The organism is Shewanella sp. FJAT-51649 (genome assembly GCF_019457435.1).
Classification (GTDB): domain Bacteria; phylum Pseudomonadota; class Gammaproteobacteria; order Enterobacterales; family Shewanellaceae; genus Shewanella; species Shewanella mangrovisoli.
Map to the genome: position 1 here is coordinate 2449479 of NZ_CP080411.1, position 24313 is coordinate 2473791.

Genomic DNA, 24313 nt, shown 5'->3' on the forward strand with positions numbered 1-24313 from the left:
AAGCGTTATGACTTAAGTGAAGCGCGATTTTTTGGCTCCCACGCACAATAATCAACACTATAAAAACCTAACTACTCATTCCAATCGCTATTTCAATCAGTTAACTGATTCAGCCTTTAAAGCTAAAGATGTTATATTGCCACTCGAGCATTCACATGGAGAGCAGAAGTACTGCCTGCGTGTGAAAGTGAATATCAGTGATGATGATTTTGCCAAGTTCGAGGAGTAGGGAGATGGCGATAAACAAGGACAAGATTAGTGCAAATATTGAAGCAAGAATAGAAGCAAGAATAGAAGAGCTTGCTCAGGAACTCGCTCTGGCGCTTGCGGAATATTACGATTGGTGGCTGTCACACTATCCGGCGCAAACCCTCTACGGTTTTTGCCTATACAGCACGCCCTTAGTGGAATATTTAGGTGTGACCCTTTTCACCGAGGAAGGCCTGACGGCCGTCGCACAGAAATATCAAAACGATAAAAGTTTTCGGCATAAATCCCTCACACAACTTAAGCAAACACTGCGCTGGTCGGCCTGCGACTCCCCACATCACGACGAAAATGAAGATATTTTTGAGGCAATTAACGACAAACTGCAATTGCTGCAAAAAGACGCTGAGGCGCTCGAGTCCGAAGAGGCATACGATGCTTACCTTAAAGCTTTGTACGCCATATTAGTCAGGGCGCTCAATGAGGTTAAAACCATGCGAGGGCTAAACCCGCAGGCAATATTGTTCTCCGTCTGGTTTGGCGATCAAAGCGAGGCTGATATCGAATATTTTGTTCAAAGTTGTAATGATAAAGAGATGATCGCTAGTTTTTATCAGCAATGGCAATAGATATTGCCTACAAAAATTTTCAACTCAATTGACTTGTTTCGTCTGTTACCAACAACATCCCACTCAATATTGACTGAAATGGTGACTGATATATTGACGGCTAGTGATTGTCATTTACGGCGAATCGCATAGGGCCACCAGTAAACATTAGGTAGTGCCAAGCGCAGAATCTATGGGTAAGGGGATAAAAACAAGGGAAAGTGTTTCACTTTCCCTTGTCTGAATGAGTCTTTTGAGCCCGAGTAACTACATGCGCTCGGGATGCTCGCTTACTGAGTCGAGGCTGGCTCACTTTTTAGCAGGCGCACCTCATATAAACCGCCGGCAATGGAGCCTGGTTTTGCCATAAATTTCACCCTGAATGGCACTGAGCTATCCAAAAGCATGTCGGCGGGAATAGGGTAGTCGACGTTGTAAAATATCGGCCCCTTATCGGCAGGCAGAGTGACTTCGGCAAGGCGTTTATCGTTGATCAAAATGTCGAAACGTCGCCCTGCATCCAAGCCAAAATAGGTTAAGCGCAATACGGGTTGGGGCTCACCTTTGGCATCGAGTTGGTAGCTAAACCAATCCTGGGCATGGCGCCAATGGCGATTACCATTAAGGCCCGCTTCACTCTTTGATGCCTTAAAGAAATGATCCGACTCAGGTTGCTGCTCACCGGGCTGCACACTATCTAAGGTTTGCGCCATCAGCTTGGCTTCCATCTGGGCTTTTTGAGCTAACTCTTGCTGTTTTTGTTGCCATTCATCGGGAGCGCTCTGGCCAAAATACAAGGTATAGCGGCTGTCATGCAGGCGAAAGAAGGGGATCAGCGTGATGGGGCTTGCTTGATTTGTACGTGCTTTACCCGTGGTAAATTGCAGCTGACTCATGGGCTCACGGCGGATATCGGTTAAAAAGCGGGTGCCGTCGCTGATAAAAATCGGCGCCTGACTGGGTTCGCACATAGGGCCGCTGGCAATATGTCCCATGCGGCTGGCATCGCCGATAAAGTTTAAGGCTTCATTGGCAATAGGCGCCGTTTTTGCTGCTAACACAATTGGCCCATAAAGCACTGAGTAATAGGCGGTTTTATCCGGTAGCTGCTCAAGACTAATGTCCATAGGTAAGGTGATGGTCACGCTATCGCCCTTGCGCCAGTGCCGCGTTAAGGGAATATATTGCCCTTGAGTCGGTTTAAACCTTTGCGGCTCGCCATTAATGCTCACGGTCACGTCACCCTTAGCCCATGTGGGATAGCGCAGGTTAAGGGTAAAGTCCGCCTCCTGATGGATAATCATCTGCGAAGTATTGTCATCGGGGAACTGAGTTTTTTGGCTAAGGCTGATGCCCTTGGCTTTCCAGTTGACCTCGGAATCGACAAACAGGTTCACAAACAGATTGTTGTCCTCCTCGGCATAAATGAGCTCGCCGTATTTAGCATGGTTTTCGATGCCTGAGCCGACACAACACCACATACTTTCCTGCGCCGAGGAATAGACGCGGTAATGGTCTGGGCGCATCGGCGTAAAATACACTAGGCCGCCAGTTTGCGGATGCTGGGACGAGAGGATATGGTTGTAGAGTGCCCGCTCGTAGTAATCAACATAACGTAAATCACGTTTGTTTTCATAGAGTAATTTAGACAGCTTCAGCATATTGTAGGTATTGCAGGTCTCTGGGCCTTCTACCGAATCGAGCATACTGCTGAAGTCTTCGCTGGGATGAAAATGCTCGCGCACACTGTTACCACCGATGGAAACGGTGCGCTGGTGAACCACTTGCTGCCAAAAATAATCGGCGCTTTCTAACCATTCCTTGTTATTACTGAGCTCGGCAATACGTGCCACACCGACAATTTTAGGAATTTGTGTATTGGCATGTAGGCCGGTCAGTTTATCTTGATGCTGCAACAGAGGTTGCAACAAGCTCTGATCCGTATAGCGATTCGCAAGATTTAAGTATTTGTTTTGACCTGTAATGCTGTACACATCCGCTAAGGTTTCATTTAAGCCACCGTATTCGGTGCGCAGCATAAGCTGCAGCTGCTCATCAGTTAGATTGCGACTTAAATCCAGCATCCAATCGGCAAAACCGACGAGCATTTTCTTCGCAGTAGGATTTTGAGTATAAAGATAGGCATCCCGCAGGCCCGCGAATACCTTATGTACGTTATACCAAGGCACCCATGATTGGTTGAGCGTAAACAGATCCGCTTCGATATGGCCAGCGGCGACCTGCTGCCATAATTTGTCACCACCAGGGACGCCGCCCACATAACCATTGCCATGGGCTTGTTGACACTTTTCCAACTCGGCCACCATGTAGTTGAGGCGCTCAAGCACCGCCTGATCGCCCGTGGCGGCATACATTAGGGCCAATGCCGACAGATAATGCCCACCTATATGGCCATCGAGGCCCGTATTTTCCCAATTGGGGTAGTTGTCGGCGGTGGTCGCAATTCCCGCGGCCTTGCGATAAGGGGCGAGTAGTCGCTCGGGATCCATCGACATGATGTAAGCCAAATCGGTCTGCTGGGCATGCAGAAATGGCCCGGCGGTTAGGCGTACATCGTTTAGCGGAATGGGGGTAAGGCTAGCAAAGCTTGGCTGGGATACGAATGGGCAAGTTAATGGCAATAACAGGCAAAGGCCAAACAATCGGGCAGTGTTCATCTTGGCTCCCTTATTATACGGATTGGAGTTTTACGTTTGGATTAACTCAGTTTTTGCGTGATAAAAAAGCCCCTGGGTAGGGGCTTATGGTGTTATCGCAGAAAGATTACGCCGATACTTGAGGCGCAGCAGTCTTAGGCGTTACGGCCTCAGAGCCTTGTGTGCTAGAGGCAAGAGCCTTAGACGTCAAGTTGGCATCCGTTTGGCTGACATGCGCCTGATCGGGTAAAGCCTGTTTGATTTCTTCATAAACGCGGTCAGAAATCTTGTATTTGAACATCAGTAAGCCCATCAGCGCGTGGAATGCACCAGGGATCACCGTCAGCATTAACGAAATACCGGTCAACGCAAATTCGCTTTGAGTTTCACCGGGTTGATAGTTGAAGTAGGTCAGTAGCATACCCACCACAAATCCCGCCGCGCCCATCCCCGCTTTTTGGGCGAATGAGATCCCGCCAAAGGCAAGGCCAGAGACCCTGTGGCCCGTTTTGACTGTGCCATAATCCACCGACTCGGAAATTACCGACCAAAAGACAGGCGCATGTAAATCCACCACGAATGAAATCGCAAAATAGAGTACGAAGGCCAGTACTATGTCGCCCGGCTGCACGGCAAAGAACATGATGGCGCTTAAGATCCCAACCACGATTTGGCTGTAGCGGAAGAGTTTTAGTTTGCAGTAACGCTTAGTGATCCAAGTTGAAGCGACCATAGCCAGAATCGCAGCACCCACGCCGGTCGACAGGAATGCCGAGAGCATTTTGGCATCGCCGCCCAAGTAATAGGTAGCGTAGTAAGCTGCTACTGAGCCGCGGATCACATAGCCAATGGTGCCAATCACACAAATCGCGACTAACACTAACCATTGATCGTTTTTGAACAATAATCGCAGTTGCATGCCAACAGGCTTAGTTTCCACCTTGTAGGCCACGCGCTCTGTGGTAGTAAAAAAGCAGAATAAAAACAGTAGTGTTGCCATCAATGCCATCACGCCCATGGCTTTTTGATAGCCCGCGGCAATGTTCTCACCGCCCCAGGCAGACGCCAACATAGGCACGATAATGGTCACTAAAAAGGCGGCAATCTTGGCGAAGAACAAACGATAACCGTTGGCGGATAACCGCTCTTTAGGATCATCGGTGATTACGCTGATAATCGAAATATACGGAATAGTCACAGTGGTAAAGATAATAGTGACCAGAATATAGGTCGAGTAGGCCCAGATAAGCTTGGCATTGTAATCCCAATCTGGGGTTGAGAAGGTTAAGAACACCGAAATACCAAATGGAATCGCCATAAACAGGAAGTAGGGGCGATATCTTCCCCAGCGGGTCGTCACTTTATCGTTAATAATGCCCATTAAAGGATCGGTAATGGCATCGATAAGACGAACCAGCAGGAACAATATCCCGACATCGGCGGGTTTTAACCCAAAAATATCGGTATAAAAGAAGGTTATAATTAACATCATTGACGAAATCACCACGTTAACGGCCATGTCCCCGGAGCCGTAACCGATCTTTTCAATGACTGACAATTTATGAGAACTCATCAGAAATCCTTATTATATTTATTATAAACAGTGAGTTATTGTGTTATTTTGCGATTTAACGCCTCCGCAATGTTAACACATTTTTCTCCTGTTAATTTTTTTGCATTTGATTGTTACTTCCTTGTCCTGATAGTATGATAACTTAATTCATCATACAATAGCATAATAACTATTTTGTTATATGGGATGGGGTTCATAAGGAGAATTGATGCCAGCTATGAGAGTCACACCGAAAACAGCCCTAAAACGTCACCTTAAGATGCTCAATTGTGCGCTGTTAGGTGTATTGGGAACCCTAGGCCAAGTGAGTGCCAAGCAGGTGAGTATTCACGATCCTGTGATGGCAAAAGAGGCCGGACAGTATTATCTCTTCAGCACAGGTCCCGGTATTACCTATTATTCCTCAAAGGATAAAATCCATTGGGAATTAGCTGGGCGGGTATTCGAAACTGAGCCTAGCTGGGCAAAGGGCGTTGCGCCAGAGTTTAACGGCCATTTGTGGGCGCCGGATATCATTGAGCATAACGGCTTGTTTTATCTATATTACTCAGTATCAGCCTTTGGTAAAAACACCTCGGCCATCGGCGTAACAGTCAATAAAACCCTCGACAAAAACTCAAAGGATTATCAGTGGACAGATAAGGGCATCGTTGTTCAATCTGTGCCAAATCGCGATGCATGGAACGCGATTGATCCCAATATTATTGTCGATGAACAGGGTACACCTTGGATGAGTTTTGGCTCCTTTTGGCAAGGGTTAAAACTGGTCAAACTCAATCCAGACTTTATCTCCATCGCCAATCCAGAGGAGTGGCACACGCTAGCCAAGTTAGAACGCCCCGCACTGCTTGGTGAAACCGAGCCAGGTCCTGCTGAAATCGAAGCGCCTTTTATCTATAAAAAAGATGATTATTACTATCTTTTTGTCTCCTATGGCCTTTGCTGTCGTGGGGACGACAGCACTTACCACTTAGCCGTGGGCCGCGCCAAAACGGTGACCGGGCCTTACCTCGATAAAGAGGGCAAAGACATGGCGCAAGGCGGCGGTTCGGTTTTACTGCATGGCACTAAGGCTTGGCCGGGATTGGGCCATAACAGTGTTTATGCCTTCGACGGTAAAGATTACTTAGTCTTTCATGCCTACGAATCCGCCGATAATGGCTTACAAAAACTCAAGATGGCGGAACTCAGCTGGCGCCAAGGTTGGCCAGAGGTCGATCCTAAGGCGCTCAATCAATACCAGAGCGTATTAGTTGCACCCGAAGGAACAAAATAATAATGACTCACACAATCAACAAACGAATGGCGACGCTTGCGCTGGCCATGGGATTTAGTGCGACCTGCTTGGGGGCAGGTAACCTATATGCCGCAGAGAGTGCGAAGGGCGCGGATGAAAACCGCATTACCGCAGCGACCTTTGCCAATCCGTTATTTCGAAATGGCGCAGATCCTTGGCTCGAATACCACAATGGTAACTATTATCTCACCACCACCACGTGGACCTCTGAGCTGGTGATGCGTAAATCGCCCACCATTGCAGGGCTTGCCGATGCGCCAGCCCACAATATTTGGAGTGGCACAGATAAATCCAACTGCTGTAACTTTTGGGCGTTCGAATTCCACCCACTACAAACTGCGCAGGGATTACGTTGGTATGTAATTTACACCTCGGGCGTGGCAGAAAACTTCGATGGCCAGCGTAACCATATCCTCGAGAGTGAAGGCAGCGACCCTATGGGGCCATACAAGTTTAAGGGCACACCAATGCCCGACCACTGGAATATCGACGGCAGCTATTTGGAGTATAAAGGCCAGTTATATTTCCTCTGGTCCGAATGGCATGGCCAAGATCAAGTCAACTTGATTGCCAAGATGAGCAACCCTTGGACCGTCGAGGGCGAACATAAGGTGATCACAGCGCCCATTCACGACTGGGAAAAATCAGGCTTAAACGTCAACGAAGGCCCTGAAATCATCCAGCATGAGGGCAGAACCTTCTTAGTTCACTCGGCAAGCTTTTGTAACACTGAGGATTATTCCTTGGCCGTGGTTGAACTCACCGGTGACGATCCTATGGATCCCGCCGCATGGACTAAGTACGACAAGCCTTTCTTTAGCAAGGCCAATGGTGTCTATGGCCCTGGCCACCATGGTTTCTTCAAGTCTCCCGATGGGAAAGAAGATTGGCTCATTTACCATGGCAACTCCTCGGCCTCCGACGGCTGTAGTGGTACGCGTGCGGCACGTGCTCAACCCTTTACATGGGATAACAAAGGCTTGCCTAAATTTGGCGAACCGATGGCGGATAAAAAACAACTGCCTGTCCCAAGTGGCGAGTTTGGTCCGATAACCACCCAAGTGGAAGGCGTGAAATACCGCATCGTGAGCCGTGAGGTGGGTCAATGCCTAGTGACCAATGCCAAGGGGCAGGTCAGTGTCGGTAAGTGCGAAGATGACAACAGCCAATGGGTAATTGATCCGAGTAACGATGGCCTATATCGCTTTGCTAATGTGGGTCAGGGTACCTTTTTAACTCAAGCTCAGTGCCAAGAGGAGTCTTCAACGGCACTGAAAACTGCGCCTTGGGTCGCCTCCCGTTGTCAGCGTTGGTCGGTGGATTCGACCCGTGAAGGCTGGTTCCGTTTCGCAAACGATCGCTCCATCGGCAATCTGCAGGTAAAAAACTGCAATAAAAAGGCTGGCGCCGAGGTAATTGCAGGGGAAAACCGTGTCAGTGAATGCACCGATTGGCGGATTGAGCCCATCTCAACATTTGCCATAGTCAACGCCCATAGCGGCCGAGTGGTCAGCGCCGAACAATGTCAGCTTAAACCTAATGCCAATGTGGCTCAGTTTGAATACACCGGCGATGCCTGTCAGCAGTGGCAAGCCATGCCGACAACCGATGGATTTTACCGTCTGCAATCCATCCAACGTTCAAACAACAAGGCGCATCAATGCCTTGTGACCAATGAAGGTAATCTGGAGTTAGGGGCGTGTAATGCCATCGACAGTGAGTTCCGTAGCGAGTTGATGCCCAATGGCTCATTAAGGCTAGTGTCTCGCAAGGGTGGTTCGTCCATGAAAGTGGCCAATGGCTCCTATGCCAATGGCGATAACATAGTGGAGGACGTGTGGAAAAACACCATTTCACAACAGTTCTATTTTAGAGAGGTGAAATAATTCATCCCTCTAAATAACTGAGCATCACCACGGCGGTGGCTAAACGCGTGCTTGTAATGTCGTTTAAGTTGAGGTCGCTTAACGGCATCTTGGTTGAGCCTTGTTTGCTCGGCACCAGAGCAGTAGTTGTGCTTGCAACTGCTGCTCTTTTTTATTCAGGCTCTTTTCTCCCATAGTTTTCATCCCATGGTTTTTATCCCACCAAGGCCTGCCACAATAAACGTATCGCCAGCAGTGTCAGCACCCAATTAAAGGCGACGCCAAAATGCTTATCCGTCACCCGCGCTAACATCTTAAAGCCAAGCCAGGTTCCCAAGGCACCGCTTAAAATCATGCAGAGCAGCAGCGGCCACCACGGCAGGATAGGAATATCCAGCCCCTCAAAAAAGATAATTTTGACGCCATGTTGCAAGGACATCGCCATCGCAAAGGTCGCGACAGTGCGAAAACGGTCAACCTCTAGTTGTTTGATAAAGGCCGCCACTAAGGGGCCTGTCGCGCCGACAAATAACGAGATAAAGGTTGTTACCGCCCCAGCGATAATGGTCCCAGCTGTTCCCAGCACCACTCGGGGGATTTTTGGTCCCCAGCAGGAGTACAAAATAAACAGGGCTATGGTGAGGTACATGACCTTTGGCGGCAATGCGACTAACACTAAGCTCCCCAAGGCGGCACCAACGAGCGCGCCGGGTAAGAAACGACTGATAAGCCACCACTGCACATGCTGCCAACCTAATAGTGCGCGGCCCAGATTCGAGCCCAATTGCACCACGCCGTGGAGGGGAATAATCACTTGGGGCGGAAGAACTTGCGCCATCACTCCCAACAACATTACGCCACCACCAATCCCAAAACAGGCAGTAAAAAACGAAGTAAACGCCGCAGTCATTGTCAGCAGAGCAAAGATATCGATAGGGAGCAGCGTAAAGTCGAACCAAGCGGTATGCATAGTCAATATTTGAGGAAGAGTGGGATCCTTAAACTAGCAAAGCTTTCCCAGAGACAAAAGCAGTTTGATGGCCAACGAGTTCTTCGCGGCTAAGGCTTTCGCTGTACATCTAGATGAAAAGCAAAAAAAAGCTAATCCACAGGATTAGCTTTTTCGGTTTAAACAACAGTGGTCAATTAGAAGGAGTAACGCGCACCCAATGCAAAAGTACGAGTGTAGATACTGTTCGTACGGTTATAGAGTACTGAGTCCTCGTAGTATTCTTGATAGATATCATCAAGAATATTTGTCGCATCGAAGGTTAATACAAACTCATCACTGATGTTGTAGCTGAACTGGAAGTCAAGTGACTGCTCAGGTTTACGATAAATACCGCGTGGCATAGCAAAGCTACCTGCATCATACGCACTTAAGAATTTATCACGCCAAGTGTATGATAAACGAGCGCTGTAATCGTCTTTATCATAAATCAATACCGCACTCATAGAAGTATCAGACACACCGAATAGTTCACGAGTTGTAGTACCAATTTGCTCACCACTCTCAGAGTCAAACTCAGGAATGTCTTGGCTTGAGTCTAAGAAGGTTGCACTGACTTGAGTACCTAAACCATCTAGGTAACTAGGCATATTCTCTGGAAAATATACAGTACCTAGCTCAAATCCTGTCAGCTTTCCGTTTGAAGCGTTTTCTGGACGGCTTAAGATATATTTTTTGGTTTCGCCGTCAACTTCACGGGTAATAGTAGAAGAAGAGTTAAATACGAAACCTTCAATATCACGACGGAAATAAGTACCGAATATGGAAGATCCTTCACCAAAGTAATATTCCAATGAGAAATCATAGTTTTGTGAAGTAGTAGGTTCTAACTTAGAGTTACCACTTGAAGCTTGACCGAACCCAAGCTTTGTTAAGTCCTCTGTATAAGAAATCGCAGTGGTTAAATCGCCAAAGGCGGGACGACGAATCGTTTCAGTGTAGGCAAAACGTGCAACCAAGTCGTCAGTTAACCAGAAGCGTACCATTAAGCTTGGTAATAACTCCGCACTTCCATTGGTATCTGTGTCATGAACGAGATAGTATCGAATGTCATCAACAACATCCTCTGCAGCATATTTTTTGCGTTCCCAGAAATCCATATCAGCATCGGCTTTCTCGTAACGCAGGCCAATTTGACCATCAACTTGCTTACCCCATAACTCGGTTTCAAAATCACTTTGGATGTATGCAGCATATGATTTTTCGGTGATATCATAGTTGGTATACATGGCAAGGGCTTGCTCATCGGCGTTATACATAGCTTCAATAGCTGAGCGATTAGCATATAAATAATTACCATCGGCAATCGCCCAACTGGTCGGCACATTACCACGGCCATCAAAGAAGCCGGAGGTTACGGTGAACATGTTAGGGTCAAGATCGCTAAATAACACGTTGGTGTTCAAGGAACCGGCATCGTAAAGTCCGTGTTTCGCACCACGTTGTTCTGCACGAACACCAAATTTCATCTTAGTAAATATGCCGTAGTCGAGGAAATAGTCACCATCGAATGTCCAAGTAACTGAATCACCTTCGTCCTTAGCGCCACTATCGTATAATTGAGCCGTTTGCCATAGGGCATATTGAGTTAAATCAGACTCATTAATATCTGTGTCTGGATTATCTAAATAAACCCAGCTAGGTACACCACCGCTTTTGTCGTTATAGTCAACATCAACACCGTAGAAAGTTTTAGTATTATTCGCGCTTACACCACGCATCGCCAGAAATTGTGATTCATAGGTACTGGTTTGATAGACCACTTCAGACTTTAAGGTCAAATTATCAAAGTCCCACTTACCTCCTAAGGCAAATACATAACTATCTGTTTTGTTATGGCTATGGTCTGAACTGCTAAATCCGTCAACATTATAGGCAGTTCGCGATTTTACCACGTTGGTACCATCATAAACTTCAATACCATCTTGAATCACTTGGCTCCAGTTAGCAGATGAATCTACGTTACTAAAGAGCATAGAGTTGAAGTTATCATTACGATAACCGTTATAGAATGCTTCAAAAAGATATTCGGAAGTGTCAGTTGGCGCCCATTGCAATGATAGGTTCAGTGCTGGACGTTCACGCTCACCGTTATTCATATTTTGGAATACGGCGTCGCGCATGAGCAGATATTCCTGACCGTTGATTAAGGCCCCTTCACTGGTATCTAAACCATGGGCTAGGCCACGCTTCCAATAAGTATCAGGGATTTGGACACCAGTTTCAGCGTAATAGGGCATTGATGCGCCAGGTGCAACTACTTGATCATTATAGTTGGTGCGGATATAGGAGACGTTAACTAATGCGCCGACTTCACCGATGCTGGTATCCCAGCGGTCGCTAATTAAGGCGCTGAAATTGGGATCGATAGTGTCAGGCTGATCAGAGTAAATACCTTTGGCTGCTACCGAAATTTTTTCTTCTTGGAAATCAAAAGGTCTATGGGTACGAATGTCAATTTGACCCGCGATACCGCTGGCGACTTGAGAAGAAGAGCGGGTTTTAAAGACTTCTACACTGCCGAGTAATGCCGCAGGTACGTCAGCAATAGCGACTTCACGACCTGCTGCAGTGAAAACTTGACGGCCGTTAACTGTAGTGGTTACGTCGGTTAAACCACGAATACTCACGGTATTGGCTTCACCTGATGCACGGTCAGTCACTTGAACACCTGTTACCCGTTGCAAGGCTTCAACCACGTTATTATCTGGGAACTTACCGATATCTTCGGCAATAATGGCATCGACAACTTGAATGTTTTGGCGTTTAAGTTCTACCGCTTTATTTAAACTACCACGGATCCCCTGAACCTGAATGATCTCCATCTCTTCGTTATTTTGCGCTTTACCGCCAGAAGAGGGGCGTGACGTTTCTTCCGTCTGAGGCGATTGTGTCGCTTCAGCTTCTGCCGCATACGTCGCTTGACTAGCAAGAGCAAGCAGAATAGCACTTGCCAAATAAGTCTGTTTAAACATCTAGTTAATCTCCGGTAGTTTTATTATTTGACCCGGTAGCCTAAGACACCATCTGACGTCCCGGTCTTTTTTATTCCACTTCAGAGTCACGGACATCCCCACAGTGTCCCTGAAAATTTAGAATTTTGTTGCCTATTTTGTAGCGTATAGTGCACCGCGTTAAACCAATTTCGCTTCAACGGGTGAGGTTAAGAATTTATCAGAACTGTTAAAATAATATTGTATGACTATTTGCATGTCAACTCACTGTTTGACGCAATAGGAAAGCAAGATCACATTTCGCTAAAATGCGACGAAAAGATGCATAAACACTATCAACATGAAATTAAACGAGTTTATTGAATGGCGTTAAGGTTTGGCGACTAAAGCATTGTCTTGATTGAATAGGTTAGACTGGTCAAGCAAGCTGACCTTAACGTCAAATGTTTTGCAAAATCTCACAAATCTCTGTCACAAGATATTTACTTCTATCCCCAGAATGCTAATGTAATTTTAGTGTTACAGTAGTATTGTATTACTTTTAGATTTGATACATTGATAAACGCTAACCTAATTATCAAACACAACAATAAAAGGAACGACGCTCATGGTGCTTAAACGCTCATTCGTGTCAGCAAGCTTGATCATGGCACTAGCCTCCTGTGGTGGGGACGACAGCAGCTATAGTGCAGACGACACAAATACCTTTACACTTCCTCCCCCTATGACATCGGCGGATCCGATAATTGCAGGTGAGGTGAGCTACAAAAATGCAGTGGTTCATGATCCTTCCATCATTAAAGATACCGATGGCACCTATTATGTTTTCGGCTCCCACCTCGCGGTGGCCAGTTCTACTGATTTAATGAACTGGACACAAATTGCCTCAGATGGTGCAGCCGAGAGCAGCCTGTTCAATACCTATGAGTCAGAAATCGCGGAAGGCACCGCATGGACGGGTGGCTTTGTCGGCTCGTGGGCACCGGATGTGATAAAGCTTGCCGACGGTAAGTACCATTTCTATTACGACTTCTGTGGCGGCCCCGATAAGATTGATTGCGTATCGCGCTCCTATTTGGGGATGGCCACCTCTGACAATATTTTAGGCCCTTATGTTAACCAAGGCTTGATCCTGAAATCAGGTCAAGAGGGGGCTGAAAACCCTGGCGCAAACGGTCAAATTTACGATGGCTTTGTCGACCCTAACGCTATCGATCCAGCCGTGTTTTACGATAAAGATGGCGGTCTATGGATGACCTATGGTTCCTATTCAGGCGGGATCTGGGTGATGCAGTTAGACCCTGCAACGGGTAAACCGTTAGCGGATCAGGGCTATGGCACTAAGATCATGGGTGGTAACTACAGTGCCATCGAAGGGTCTTATGTTATCTACAGCCCAGAATCTGAATACTATTATATGTTTACCTCCTTTGGCGGCTTCGCCCAAAAAGACGGTTACAACATTCGTATCTCTCGCGCTAAAAATCCTAACGGTCCCTATGTAGATGCTGCGGGTCTGGACATGATTGGCGCAACGGCCGCAGGCAATATCGCCGACTATGGTGTCAAACTGATGGGCGGTTTCCAATTTGTGGCCCACCCGGGCGATGTGGGTCATGATCACGGTTACCTTTCACCCGGCCACAACTCCGCTTTTTATGATGCACAAACGGGCAAATACTTCTTAGTATTCCATACGCGCTTCCCCGATACCGGCGAAGGTCACAGCGTGCGCGTACATGAGCTATTTCTCAACAGCGATGGTTGGTTAGTTGCCTCACCACAGCGTTATGCACCGATCAACGGCGCTAACATTGTCGATGAAATCGATGTCACCGGTGATTATCAATTTATTAATCACGCAAAAGATATTAATACCGCGGCACACAAATCAGTCCATGTGAAGTTATCCCGTACTTGGACTAATAAAGGCAGTGTGTCTGGCGATGTGACGGGTACATACCAACAGGGCGATGATAACCAAATCACCTTAATGCTAGACAATTTAGGCACGTTTGAAGGCGTACTCGCCTGGCAATGGGATCCTGAGCAAAACAAACTCATGCCGACATTTAGCGCCATTTCTAATGATGGGGCGAGTATTTGGGGCGTGAAACTCACCGATAAAACCACTGAGGAAATTTTATCGGCATCGGCAAACGGCATTAGCCTGCCGACCGAAGCCACCGAAGGCACGATCGACTTACCGACAAATGGTACCCGTGGGGCGACTATCGAGTGGAAATCGAGCGACGAGTCAGTGATCCGTGCCGATGGCACCATTATCCGACCCAACGTGGGCGAGGGCGATAAGGTCGTGACCTTAACCGCGACGATTATGGTCAATGGTAAGAAGGTGACTAAAACCTTCCAAATCACCGTATTTGCCCATAAAACCTATAACCGTATTGCACACTACAGCTTCGAGAATAACCTCAAGGATACCTTAGGCTTATTTAGTGATGGTCAACCCACTGGCGATAGGATCTTCAAAACGGGTGATGCCATTGGCTACGCCACAGGCTTTGAAGGACAAGCCCTCTCATTAGATGGTGCCCACGGGGTGTTACTGCCATCGGGCATTATCTCCAGCTACGAGTACACAGTGTCTTTCTGGGCAAGTCCTGCGGTTATCACAGGATTTACCACGGCATTCTTCGGCGCAGTTAACGAGCAAACCGCTGAAGATGGTAGCAAGTTCTCCAATACCTGGGTCAGCTTGCTGCCACAGGGCTGGGACGGTAATACCATGTTCTGGAGCCATAATATCGATACCAGCGGCAGCTCAGTGCTGGAGACCTGGTTTGATGGTGTAACGGGTGAGCGCATCGCTGAAAACACTTGGTCGCATCTGGCGTTCTCCGTCAATAAAGGGCTCGTTAAAGTCTTTATCAACGGGGTTGAGCGCTTTAGCAGCGGTAACCTTGCCAACTACTTTACAGGGGCTCAGGGCGTTTTCGGTCTTGGGGTTAACTACTGGGATGCTCCATACAACGGCCTTATCGATGAGCTAAAAGTATATGAAGCGGCATTAACGGCTGAAGAAGTCAAAGCCCTCGATATCGACAAGTTAGCCGACAGTGAACTCTTGTCCTCAGCAACGGCCATTCTGGAGCTAGGCGACTTATCGACGGTGCGTGAAAATATCGAACTGCCAGTAACGGGTCCTTATGCTTCGGCCATTTCATGGGAATCGTCAGATCCAACGACTATTGATACTCATGGTGGCGTAACGCAACCTGTTCGTGGTGAAGAAGACAAGGTTGTCACCTTAACGGCGACCTTAAAACTGGGTAATGCGACCCAAACCAAAGTCTTCACGGCAACCGTTAAAGCTAAGAATCCGCCAACACCGGTCGCAATCTATAGTTTTGAAGACAATCTTAACGACAGTACCGCTAACTTCGGCGCGGGCACTGTAGTGGGTAACCTGATTGGCGTTGAAGGCGGTAAAATCAGCTATGTGGATGGCGCGGTAGGCAAGGCGGCGGTCTTTGATGGTGCCTCGGGTATTGTATTGCCGAATAACCTTATCAAAGACTACACCTATTCAGTGTCAATGTGGCTCAACCCTGAGCAGCTGAATAAGTACACTACAGCCTTGTTTGGTTATGCGACGGATTCCAGCTGGACCAGCGTCTTACCAGGCGGTCAAAATGATTATGAGCGCATGGTACTCTGGTCGGGCACAGCATGGTACGACGGTAGAACTGGTTTTGTGATGCCAAAATCCCAATGGACGCACCTTGCGTACACAGTGAATGGCGGCGATGTGAAGGTCTATATCAATGGTGAATTGAAGTTTACCGGCGCGAACTTCCCGAACATCTTCTCAGTACCGACCACTAAGTTTGCGGTCGGGGTTAACTTCTGGGATGTGCCTTTCAAAGGGGCAATCGATGAAATCAAGTTCTATGACGAAGCGATTACTGAACAAGATGTAGCTGATTTATTTGGTGAATCTAATCAATAATCGGCATTAGCTGTCTATACTGAAAGCACCCATTCGGGTGCTTTTTTATTGTCCGCAACATGGCCGCAGAGTTGTGGTTATCCGTGACTAAGGAATTTGATGACTGTTTTTCGTCTATTTATGCTAACGACGCTTACTATGCTGGCCTTTGCCTGTAACTCGATACTTTGCCGTCTCGCACTCAAGGATGGCAGTATCGATGCCGGCAGCTTTACCCTGATCCGCTTGTTGTCTGGGGCCATCATGCTCTGGCTATTAAGCCTTAACAAACCTGCAAAGGAGGCCGAGGGCCATTGGGGCTCATCCTTGGCTTTGTTTGTCTACGCAGCGGGGTTTTCCTACGCCTATATCAATATGACGGCCTCAATGGGGGCACTGCTACTCTTTAGCTCCGTACAAGCCACCATGATTGGCTATGGGCTGTACCGAAAAGAAACCTTTAATACTAAACAATGGTTTGGGTTAGTCTGCGCCGCCGCGGGGTTAATTTTTCTGTTGTTACCCGGGCTGTCGGCGCCGCCGCTTTTGAGCTCACTGCTGATGATAAGCGCCGGAGTCGCTTGGGGGATTTATTCGATTAAGGGCAAAGGGGCCCAGCATCCCATTCCAATCAGTGCAGGCAACTTTATCCGCACTGTGCCAATGGCACTGTTATTACTGCTATTAGTTCGAGATCCCTTAGCAGTAAGTCAGATGGGGATTATCTATGCCTTGGCGTCAGGCGCCATCGCTTCGGGCGTAGGTTATGCGATTTGGTATTCCATTTTACCTCTATTGTCATCCACCTACGCCGCAACAGTACAATTGAGTGTACCGTTAATTGCCGCCGTTGGCGGAGTGCTATTGCTGGGTGAACCCCTAAGCCTTCGATTATGGGTTGCCTCCTGTGCCATCCTCGGTGGCATTGCACTGGTTGTCCTAAGCAAATCTGTACCACAAAATAAAAGCTAAATAGAAAGAAACATTTATCTTTTCCTTTTGCCCTTGCGTCATCCAACGCCTTGTTTAAGAATAAGGCCATTCTGGGTAAAAGGATGTCTTGAGTAAATCATGCAAACGGTCACGGTTGGCGAGCTGTTGATGACAATCCCTGTTGGCAACCGCCTTGGTGAAGGTGTGTTATGGGATGAGTTACACCAATCAATTTGGTGGACCGACATTTTATCCGCTGTGATTTATCGTTTTCATCTCGCCACCCGCACCTTAGATACGTTCACCATGCCGCACCGCGTCGGCTCCTTTGGCCTCACGGCAAAGCCTACAACACTTATCGTCGCATTCGATATCGGTATTGCATTCTATGATATTGAAGATCAAAGCCTGACATGGTTGGCGCAGCCAGAGGCTCAGATTGAGGGAAATCGCTTTAACGATGGTCGCATCGATAGGCAAGGGCGTTTTTGGGCGGGCACTATGGTGGAACAGCGTCATAGTGAAGCACAACACGCCGCCCTGTATTGCATTGACGAGAATGGGGATTGCCACCAACGCCTAACGCATCTCGAAATCTCCAACGGTCTATGCTGGAGTCCAAATGGACGAACGCTCTACCATGCCGATTCGCCAACACATCAAATCCATCAATATGATGTTGATATTCAAACGGGGTTATTGAGTCGTAAGCGCCTTTTTGCGATCACCAGCAATCGTGTTTTTCCTGATGGCTCAGATGTCGATGCAGCGGGTTATCTCTGGAATGCTCAGTGGGGTGGTGGCCAAGTGGTGCGCTATCGTCCCGATGGTGAAGTCGATCTTATCCTCAAATTGCCCGTTACCCATCCAACTAGCATCGCCTTTGGCGGTGAAAGACGCGAATTTTTGATCGTCACCAGTGCCAAACACTCCCTTGAGGCATCGCAATTAGAGCAAGAGCCGCAAGCCGGCGATCTGTTTATCTACCAATTAAATGGAATTTGTGGCTTAGACAGTCCGCGCTTTAACGGTTAGTTTGTGATAAAACTCGCTAACACCTGTTATGAAATCAATCATTAAAACTATTCTTTAAATCAATCTTTATAGCTTTAGTTTATAGCTTTATTGAGTCGATTTATTGCTTGCAAAACGTTCTACACTGAGGGTTGATAAGTGATTTTCTATGGTGTTTTCATCACTCAAGTGGCAACTATTCGCTGCTGTTTAAACCGCTTAACTCACTGCTAGCTACATTGATAGAGACCACTGTTAGCAACATCCATTGGAAAAACGGTTGTTTTCTGCCGATCATTTCTCTTAAATTGTGATCTTGCTCTAAAAGTGCCTAATCGGTATTTTCATTCATATTTTGACCAATCGCCGTCACTTTTGTGATGCGCGTCAACAATAAGATTTACCCCAAATGGAACTTGGTACAAAGTGGACAAAATGGCTAATCAAAATGTCCATGCCGATAAAATCACTTAAATATCGTAAGTGTTAGTTTTTATAGATTTTAACTCCAATAAGAATCATATAAACAACTTATCTTGGTTAAATGTTCTTTTGAAGGCTTAATGTGATTTTGATCACCTGTTAGAAATTGTCATTATTAGTCACTTTTTTATACTCACACCATGAGTAGGGTTAAGTTCTCTACTCAAGCCTGCAGCGTACGCGCTGCAACTTAGTGAGCACATAAAAGAGAGTGTGTGAAATGACAATGAATAGACGACAGTTTTTTAAACTCTGTGCTGTGGGAGCCGCGACTTCTGCTATTTCTGCACTGGGGTTAATGTCCGAAAAGGCATTTGCATCCGTCAGAGGTTTTAAATTGCTGCGCGCAAAAGAGACGCGTAACAATTGTTGCTACTGCTCTGTGGGTTGTGGGTTGTTGATGTACAGCCAGAGCAGTAACGGGAAGAATGCGGAGCAGAGCATTTTTCATATTGAGGGCGATGCCGATAATCCGATTAACCGCGGTGCTCTGTGTCCTAAGGGCGCAGGCTTGGTTGACTATGTAAACAGCCCGCACCGTTTGAAATATCCTGAAGTGCGTTTACCCGGTTCGGATAAATGGCAGCGCATTAGCTGGCATGAGGCCTTTAAGCGTATCGCAAGACTCATCAAAGACGAGCGCGATGCCAATCTGGTTGAGAAAAATGCCCAGGGGCAAACCGTTAACCGCTTAGTCAGCCTTGGCATGATGACCTCATCGGCCCAAGCAAACGAAGGCTGCTACATCACCCATAAATTTGGTCGTGCCATTGGTATGCTAGGGATAGATAACATCGCCCGCGTTTGCCACGCCCCAACACCAGCCGCAATGGCGCCCACCTTTGGCCGCGGTGCTATGACTAACCACTGGGCGGATATGAAAAATACCGATCTGGCCATTGTGATGGGTGGTAATGCTGCAGAAGCGCATCCCGTCGGTTTTGGTTGGGTGACAGAAGCGATGGAGCATAACAACGCCAAGTTGATTGTGGTCGACCCGCGCTTTAACCGCAGTGCTGCCGTCGCCGATTTATATGCGCCTATTCGTTCAGGCACCGATATTGCCTTCCTGCTCGGCATGATCCGCTACCTGCTCGAAACCCAGCAAATCAACCTTAATTATGTCAAGGCCTATACCAACGCCACGTTTATCGTGCGGGAAGACTTTGAATTTAATGACGGTTTATTCAGTGGCTATGATGAGGCTAACCATAAATACGACCAATCCACTTGGTTCTATGAGTTAGATGAAGAAGGCTACGCCAAGGTTGACCCAAGCTTAAGTCATCCACGCTGCGTGATTAACCTGTTGAAAAAACACGTTGATCGCTACGATCCCGACACAGTTTCAAGCATCACGGGTACGCCGAAAGACGCCTATCTTGAAGTATGTCAGCAAATTGGGGCGACCCATGTTGACCATAAAGCTGCAACCTTCCTGTATGCCCTTGGTTGGACACAGCACAGCGTCGGCGCACAAAACATCCGCACCATGGCGATGATCCAATTGCTGCTTGGCAATATGGGGATCATGGGCGGCGGCGTCAACGCGCTGCGCGGTCACTCAAACGTTCAAGGCGCGACAGACTTAGGTTTATTGTGCCAAGGATTACCTGGCTACCTTAAACTGCCTCAAGATAAAGATGTTGATTTACAAAACTATTTAGCCCATTACACCCCTAAAGCCTTAAGACCAAACCAAACCAACTATTGGCACAATTACCCAGCCTTTACCGTGTCGCTGTTAAAAGCGTTTTTCGGTAATCATGCCACCGCAGAAAACGATTATGGTTATGACTGGCTGCCAAAGTGGGACCAACAGTACGATATCAATAAGCAAATCGACATGATGGTTCACGGTGAAGTTAATGGCTACTTTATCCAAGGTATCAACGCACTTAACTCCCAGCCCGATAAGCAAAAAGTGTCTAAGGGCTTATCGAATCTGAAGTTCTTAGTAGTGCTCGATGCACTGGCAAATGAAACCTCCAGCTTCTGGCGTAATGCGGGTCAGTTTAACGATGTGGATACGGCCAGCATTCAAACCGAAGTCTTCCGCTTACCCACAACTTGCTTTGCCGAGGAAAGTGGTTCAATTGCTAACTCAAGCCGTTGGTTACAATGGCACTTTAAGGGCGCTAATCCACCCGGCGAAGCCTTATCAGATCCGGCAATTCTTTCTGGCATCATGCTGGAATTAAAACGTTTATACCGTGAAGAGGGCGGCCGTTTGCCTGAGCCTATCGAAGCCATCAAATGGGATTATGCGATGGAGCATGAACCTAGCTCCGAGGAAATCGCGCAGGAGATGAATGGTTATGATCTCACGACCGGTAAGCTACTCAATGGCTTCTCCGAGTTAAAAGCCGATGGCTCAACCTCATGTGGTATTTGGGTTTACTCCGGCATGTGGACCGAAGCGGGCAACCTCATGGCGCGTCGCGATAATAGCGATCCGTCCGGCAAAGGCATTACCCCGAATTGGTCATTCGCTTGGCCAGCAAACCGCCGTATCTTGTACAACCGCGCCTCCTGCGACGTGCAAGGTAAGCCGCGCGATCCGAGCCGTGTGCTGCTCGAATACAAGGACAACAAGTGGCAGGGCATTGATGTGCCTGACTTTAATGCCAAGTTGAACGCCGAAGATTCGGCCCATCCTTTCATCATGCAAGCCGATGGTGTTGGCCATTTATTTGCCCTGCGTGACTTAAAAGATGGTCCATTCCCAGAGCATTATGAGCCGTTCGAATCGCCACTGGCGAGTAACCCACTGCATCCTAAAGTCACCAATAATCCGGTGGCGCGGATGTTCAAAGGCTTACGTGAGAGCTTTGGTACCAATGAAGAATTCCCCTATGTCGGCACTACTTACTCGATGACGGAGCACTTCAACAACTGGACCACACATTGCCAGCTGGCTGCTATTACCCAGCCACAACACTTTATCGAAATCGATGAAACCTTGGCGGCGGAAAAGGGCATCAATAACGGTGATTGGGTCAAAGTGAGCTCCAAGCGCTCGCATATTGTCACTAAGGCCTATGTCACTAAACGACTCCAACCCATGATGGTTCAGGGCAAAAAAGTCCACACCATTGGTATTCCACGCCATGGCAGTTACGAGGCCTTGACGCAGAAGAGTTATATCGTCAACGAGCTGACTTCATCTGTGGGTGATGCCAACACCCAAACCCCTGAATATAAAGCATTCCTTGTGAATATTGCCAAAGCGGAGGGCTTCTAATTATGGCTTATCAAGATATTATCCGCATCTCAGGCACCACGGACATCACCCCTGCGTCACAAGCACGCATTGGTGCGGTCCAGCAGGTGACTAAGCTGTTTGATGCGACTAAATGTACCGGCTGTAAGGCCTGTCAGGTTGCCTGCTCCGAATGGAATGACCTTCGTGAAGATGTCGGTACTTTCCAAGGCAGTTACCAGAACCCGATGATACTGTCACCCGAAAGCTGGAACATCATGCAGTATCACGAAGTGATGGATAACAATAAGTTGCGTTGGCAATTTACCCACACAGCCTGTATGCACTGTGCCGATCCTGCCTGCTTAAAAGCCTGCTCAACCAGCGGCGCGATTGTGCAGCATGCTAATGGCACAGTGGATTTTGACTCTAACAAATGTATTGGCTGCGGCTATTGCGCCAGTGCCTGTCCTTTCAATGTGCCTAAGATCAGCGCCAAAGATAACAAAGCCTATAAGTGCACCCTGTGCTCCGATAGGCTCGCCGTTGGCCTAGAGCCTTCCTGCGTAAAAACCTGCACCGTGGGAGCACTGCGTTTTGGTACCCGCGAAGACATGTTGTTCTATGCCGAAAAACGCGTCGAGCAGTTAAAGGAACGTGGTTTCAGCAAGGCGGGACTTTATAACCCCGAGGGCGTTGGCGGAACGCATATGATGATGATCCTCCACGACATCACGCAACCCGAAACCTATGGCATGCCAAAGGATCCGCAAATCCCTGCCGCCACCGAATGGCGTCAAGATTGGCTCAAACCTTTTGGCACCGCAGGCTTGCTCGCAACGGCGGCGTTCGCCCTGATGCACCGCATTGCGGTAGGGCGCAACATCGTCGAGGAAGATCAGCCCGGTTACATTGATGCCGGCGCCACAGAGGAGGAAAAGCAATGAGTCATAAAGAGATGATAGTGCGCCATAAGCTCGTTGATCGTCTGTGTCACTGGACCATAGTCTTTGTGGGTTTAGTGACCTTTTTAACGGGGTTCTCGTTTTTTTACCCTTCGTTCCAGTGGCTGAGTGGCATTGTTGGCACACCACAACTGGCAAAAGTGATGCATCCATTCTTCGGGATCGCTATGTGTCTGCTGCTGGCTGTGATGCTGATCCGCTATTACCAGCACAATAAGTGGAATAAGTACGATTTGCCATGGATGAAAGCCGTGGTCTGGGTGTTACTGCAAAAAGAAGAGAACATTCCGCCCGTGGGCCATTACAACCCAGGTCAGAAAATGTTATTCCGCGCCTTTGTGGTTTTTGTACTGGCGTTTCTGATCAGCGGCATCATGATGTGGCAACCTTATTTTGCCCCCATGTTCTCGGCAGAAGCCGTCAATTGGGCCACCTTAGTCCACTCGGCCTGCGGCATATTAATGCTGTTATCCTTGGTGGTACACGTGTGGATGGCCTGCTGGATTGAAGGTTCGATCACAGGGATGCTCTACGGCAAAGTCTCTAAGGCTTGGGCTCGTAAGCACCACCCAGCCATGTTAGAAGAACACGAGGAAAAATAGCGATGAAGATGGCCAGCGATATCCCGTTAAGTTTTGTTGATAAATCCCCCTTAGCATTAAAACCGCTTAAAGCGGCAAATCCTGAGAAAGTTTATCAGCATAGAGCACGTCGTTTAGCCCAATTAGCGCAGGATTCTCCGCTGGCGGATTATCTCAAGCTCTGCCAAATCCTAGTGTCTGTGCAGCAAAAACTTGCGGCAACGGATATGGGCCCAGCACCAATAATTGACGCTGAGGTGCCATATCCGTTGTCCCTTAGCCAAACTCAAACGGCTCAGGATTGGTTACAAGCATTGCAAGCATTGCTGACAGAATTGGTATCTCAAGTGCCCGCGCATTTAGTGCCTGTTCTCCAGGAGTTACAGCAGCAGTCGCCAACTCAATTGCTAGAGTGGGGCACTCAACTGAGGCAAGGGGAGTTTAGTGCCGTGCCTGCACAGTTCAGCCTATTTATTTGGGCGGGATTGTCCTTGTATTGGTCACACTGGGCCCCCATGGTGATTGCACGAATGGATGTGAATAAGGTTAAGCAGTCAAGCCTATGCCCAGTGTGCGGCTGTCATCCCGTCGCCAGCATGATTGTCGATGAGCCGCGGGAAGGGCTGCGCTATCTGCATTGCAGTCTGTGTGAAAGCGAGTGGCACTATGTGCGCGCGCATTGTACCTGCTGCGAGCAATCCCGGGAGATGTCGATTTGGTCGTTTGATGATCACAAGGCTGCCGTGCGGATTGAGAGCTGCGAGGCGTGTAAGGGATACACTAAGATGTTGTTTAGCAACCGTTTGCCATTGTTAGATGCGGCAGCGGACGATATCGCATCTATGGGATTGGATGCCGAACTCAATGCAAAGGGCTATGGTGCCACAACGGTAAATCCACTGTTACTTGCACATGAGGCCTAAATAGTAAAAAGGATTAATAAACAAGGCCATGGATGGTTTTGATACTGTATGTTCCATTCGGTCACCACTTAGTGTGACCGAATGGTCATC

General features: G+C 47.9%; 14 protein-coding genes. 10 read left to right on the forward strand and 4 right to left on the reverse strand.

Features of this window, described 5'->3' with window-relative positions; genetic code table 11:
* Window positions 1-200 precede the first annotated feature (200 nt).
* A complete protein-coding gene (locus K0H59_RS10935) occupies window positions 201-836 on the forward strand; it encodes a DUF4303 domain-containing protein (protein ID WP_258405924.1) in 636 nt (211 codons plus the stop codon).
* Window positions 837-1105: 269 nt separating this feature from the next.
* On the opposite strand, the gene K0H59_RS10940 is transcribed toward K0H59_RS10935, so the two are convergent.
* Window positions 1106-3493 (reverse strand): glycoside hydrolase family 127 protein, encoded by a 2388-nt coding sequence (locus K0H59_RS10940; protein WP_220053135.1) that lies wholly within the window; start codon window positions 3491-3493, stop codon window positions 1106-1108.
* Window positions 3494-3599: 106 nt separating this feature from the next.
* Complete coding sequence (locus K0H59_RS10945; protein WP_220053136.1) at window positions 3600-5045, reverse strand: MFS transporter; 1446 nt, start codon at window positions 5043-5045, stop codon at window positions 3600-3602.
* A gap of 208 nt (window positions 5046-5253) precedes the next feature.
* On the opposite strand from K0H59_RS10945, the gene K0H59_RS10950 reads away from it, so the two are divergent.
* Window positions 5254-6321 carry an arabinan endo-1,5-alpha-L-arabinosidase gene (locus K0H59_RS10950; protein WP_220053137.1) on the forward strand — a complete coding sequence of 356 codons (1068 nt, stop codon included), beginning with the start codon at window positions 5254-5256 and terminating at the stop codon, window positions 6319-6321.
* 2 nt (window positions 6322-6323) lie between these two features.
* Entirely contained in the window at window positions 6324-8228 is a 1905-nt protein-coding gene (locus K0H59_RS10955) for a family 43 glycosylhydrolase (RefSeq protein ID WP_220053138.1), read from the forward strand.
* 193 nt (window positions 8229-8421) lie between these two features.
* Here the strand turns inward: K0H59_RS10955 and K0H59_RS10960 are convergent, their stop codons facing one another.
* Both K0H59_RS10960 and K0H59_RS10965 read right to left on the reverse strand, forming a co-directional pair.
* On the reverse strand, window positions 8422-9177 hold the full coding sequence (locus K0H59_RS10960; protein WP_220053139.1) for a sulfite exporter TauE/SafE family protein: 756 nt from the start codon (window positions 9175-9177) through the stop codon (window positions 8422-8424).
* Window positions 9178-9353: 176 nt separating this feature from the next.
* On the reverse strand, window positions 9354-12191 hold the full coding sequence (locus K0H59_RS10965) for a TonB-dependent receptor (RefSeq protein WP_220053140.1): 2838 nt from the start codon (window positions 12189-12191) through the stop codon (window positions 9354-9356).
* Window positions 12192-12777: 586 nt separating this feature from the next.
* Between K0H59_RS10965 and K0H59_RS10970 the strand changes: the two genes are divergently transcribed.
* The 7 genes from K0H59_RS10970 to fdhE all read left to right on the forward strand — a co-directional run bounded on the left by K0H59_RS10970 (window position 12778) and on the right by fdhE (window position 24223).
* Window positions 12778-16143 (forward strand): LamG-like jellyroll fold domain-containing protein, encoded by a 3366-nt coding sequence (locus K0H59_RS10970; RefSeq protein WP_220053141.1) that lies wholly within the window; start codon window positions 12778-12780, stop codon window positions 16141-16143.
* A 99-nt stretch (window positions 16144-16242) separates the two neighbouring features.
* A complete protein-coding gene (locus tag K0H59_RS10975; protein ID WP_220053142.1) occupies window positions 16243-17094 on the forward strand; it encodes a DMT family transporter in 852 nt (283 codons plus the stop codon).
* Window positions 17095-17193: 99 nt separating this feature from the next.
* Window positions 17194-18090 carry an SMP-30/gluconolactonase/LRE family protein gene (locus tag K0H59_RS10980; protein WP_220053143.1) on the forward strand — a complete coding sequence of 299 codons (897 nt, stop codon included), beginning with the start codon at window positions 17194-17196 and terminating at the stop codon, window positions 18088-18090.
* A gap of 688 nt (window positions 18091-18778) precedes the next feature.
* A complete protein-coding gene (gene fdnG / locus K0H59_RS10985) occupies window positions 18779-21796 on the forward strand; it encodes a formate dehydrogenase-N subunit alpha (RefSeq protein WP_220053144.1) in 3018 nt (1005 codons plus the stop codon).
* A 2-nt stretch (window positions 21797-21798) separates the two neighbouring features.
* Window positions 21799-22701 (forward strand): formate dehydrogenase subunit beta, encoded by a 903-nt coding sequence (fdxH, locus tag K0H59_RS10990; RefSeq protein ID WP_220053145.1) that lies wholly within the window; start codon window positions 21799-21801, stop codon window positions 22699-22701.
* The gene (locus K0H59_RS10995) at window positions 22698-23321 is read left to right on the forward strand and encodes a formate dehydrogenase subunit gamma (RefSeq protein ID WP_023265795.1); all 624 of its coding nucleotides are present in this window, start codon (window positions 22698-22700) and stop codon (window positions 23319-23321) included. The genes fdxH and K0H59_RS10995 overlap by 4 nt, the downstream gene beginning before the upstream one ends.
* A 2-nt stretch (window positions 23322-23323) precedes the next feature.
* Complete coding sequence (gene fdhE / locus K0H59_RS11000) at window positions 23324-24223, forward strand: formate dehydrogenase accessory protein FdhE (protein ID WP_220053146.1); 900 nt, start codon at window positions 23324-23326, stop codon at window positions 24221-24223.
* The last annotated feature ends 90 nt before the right edge of the window (window positions 24224-24313 follow it).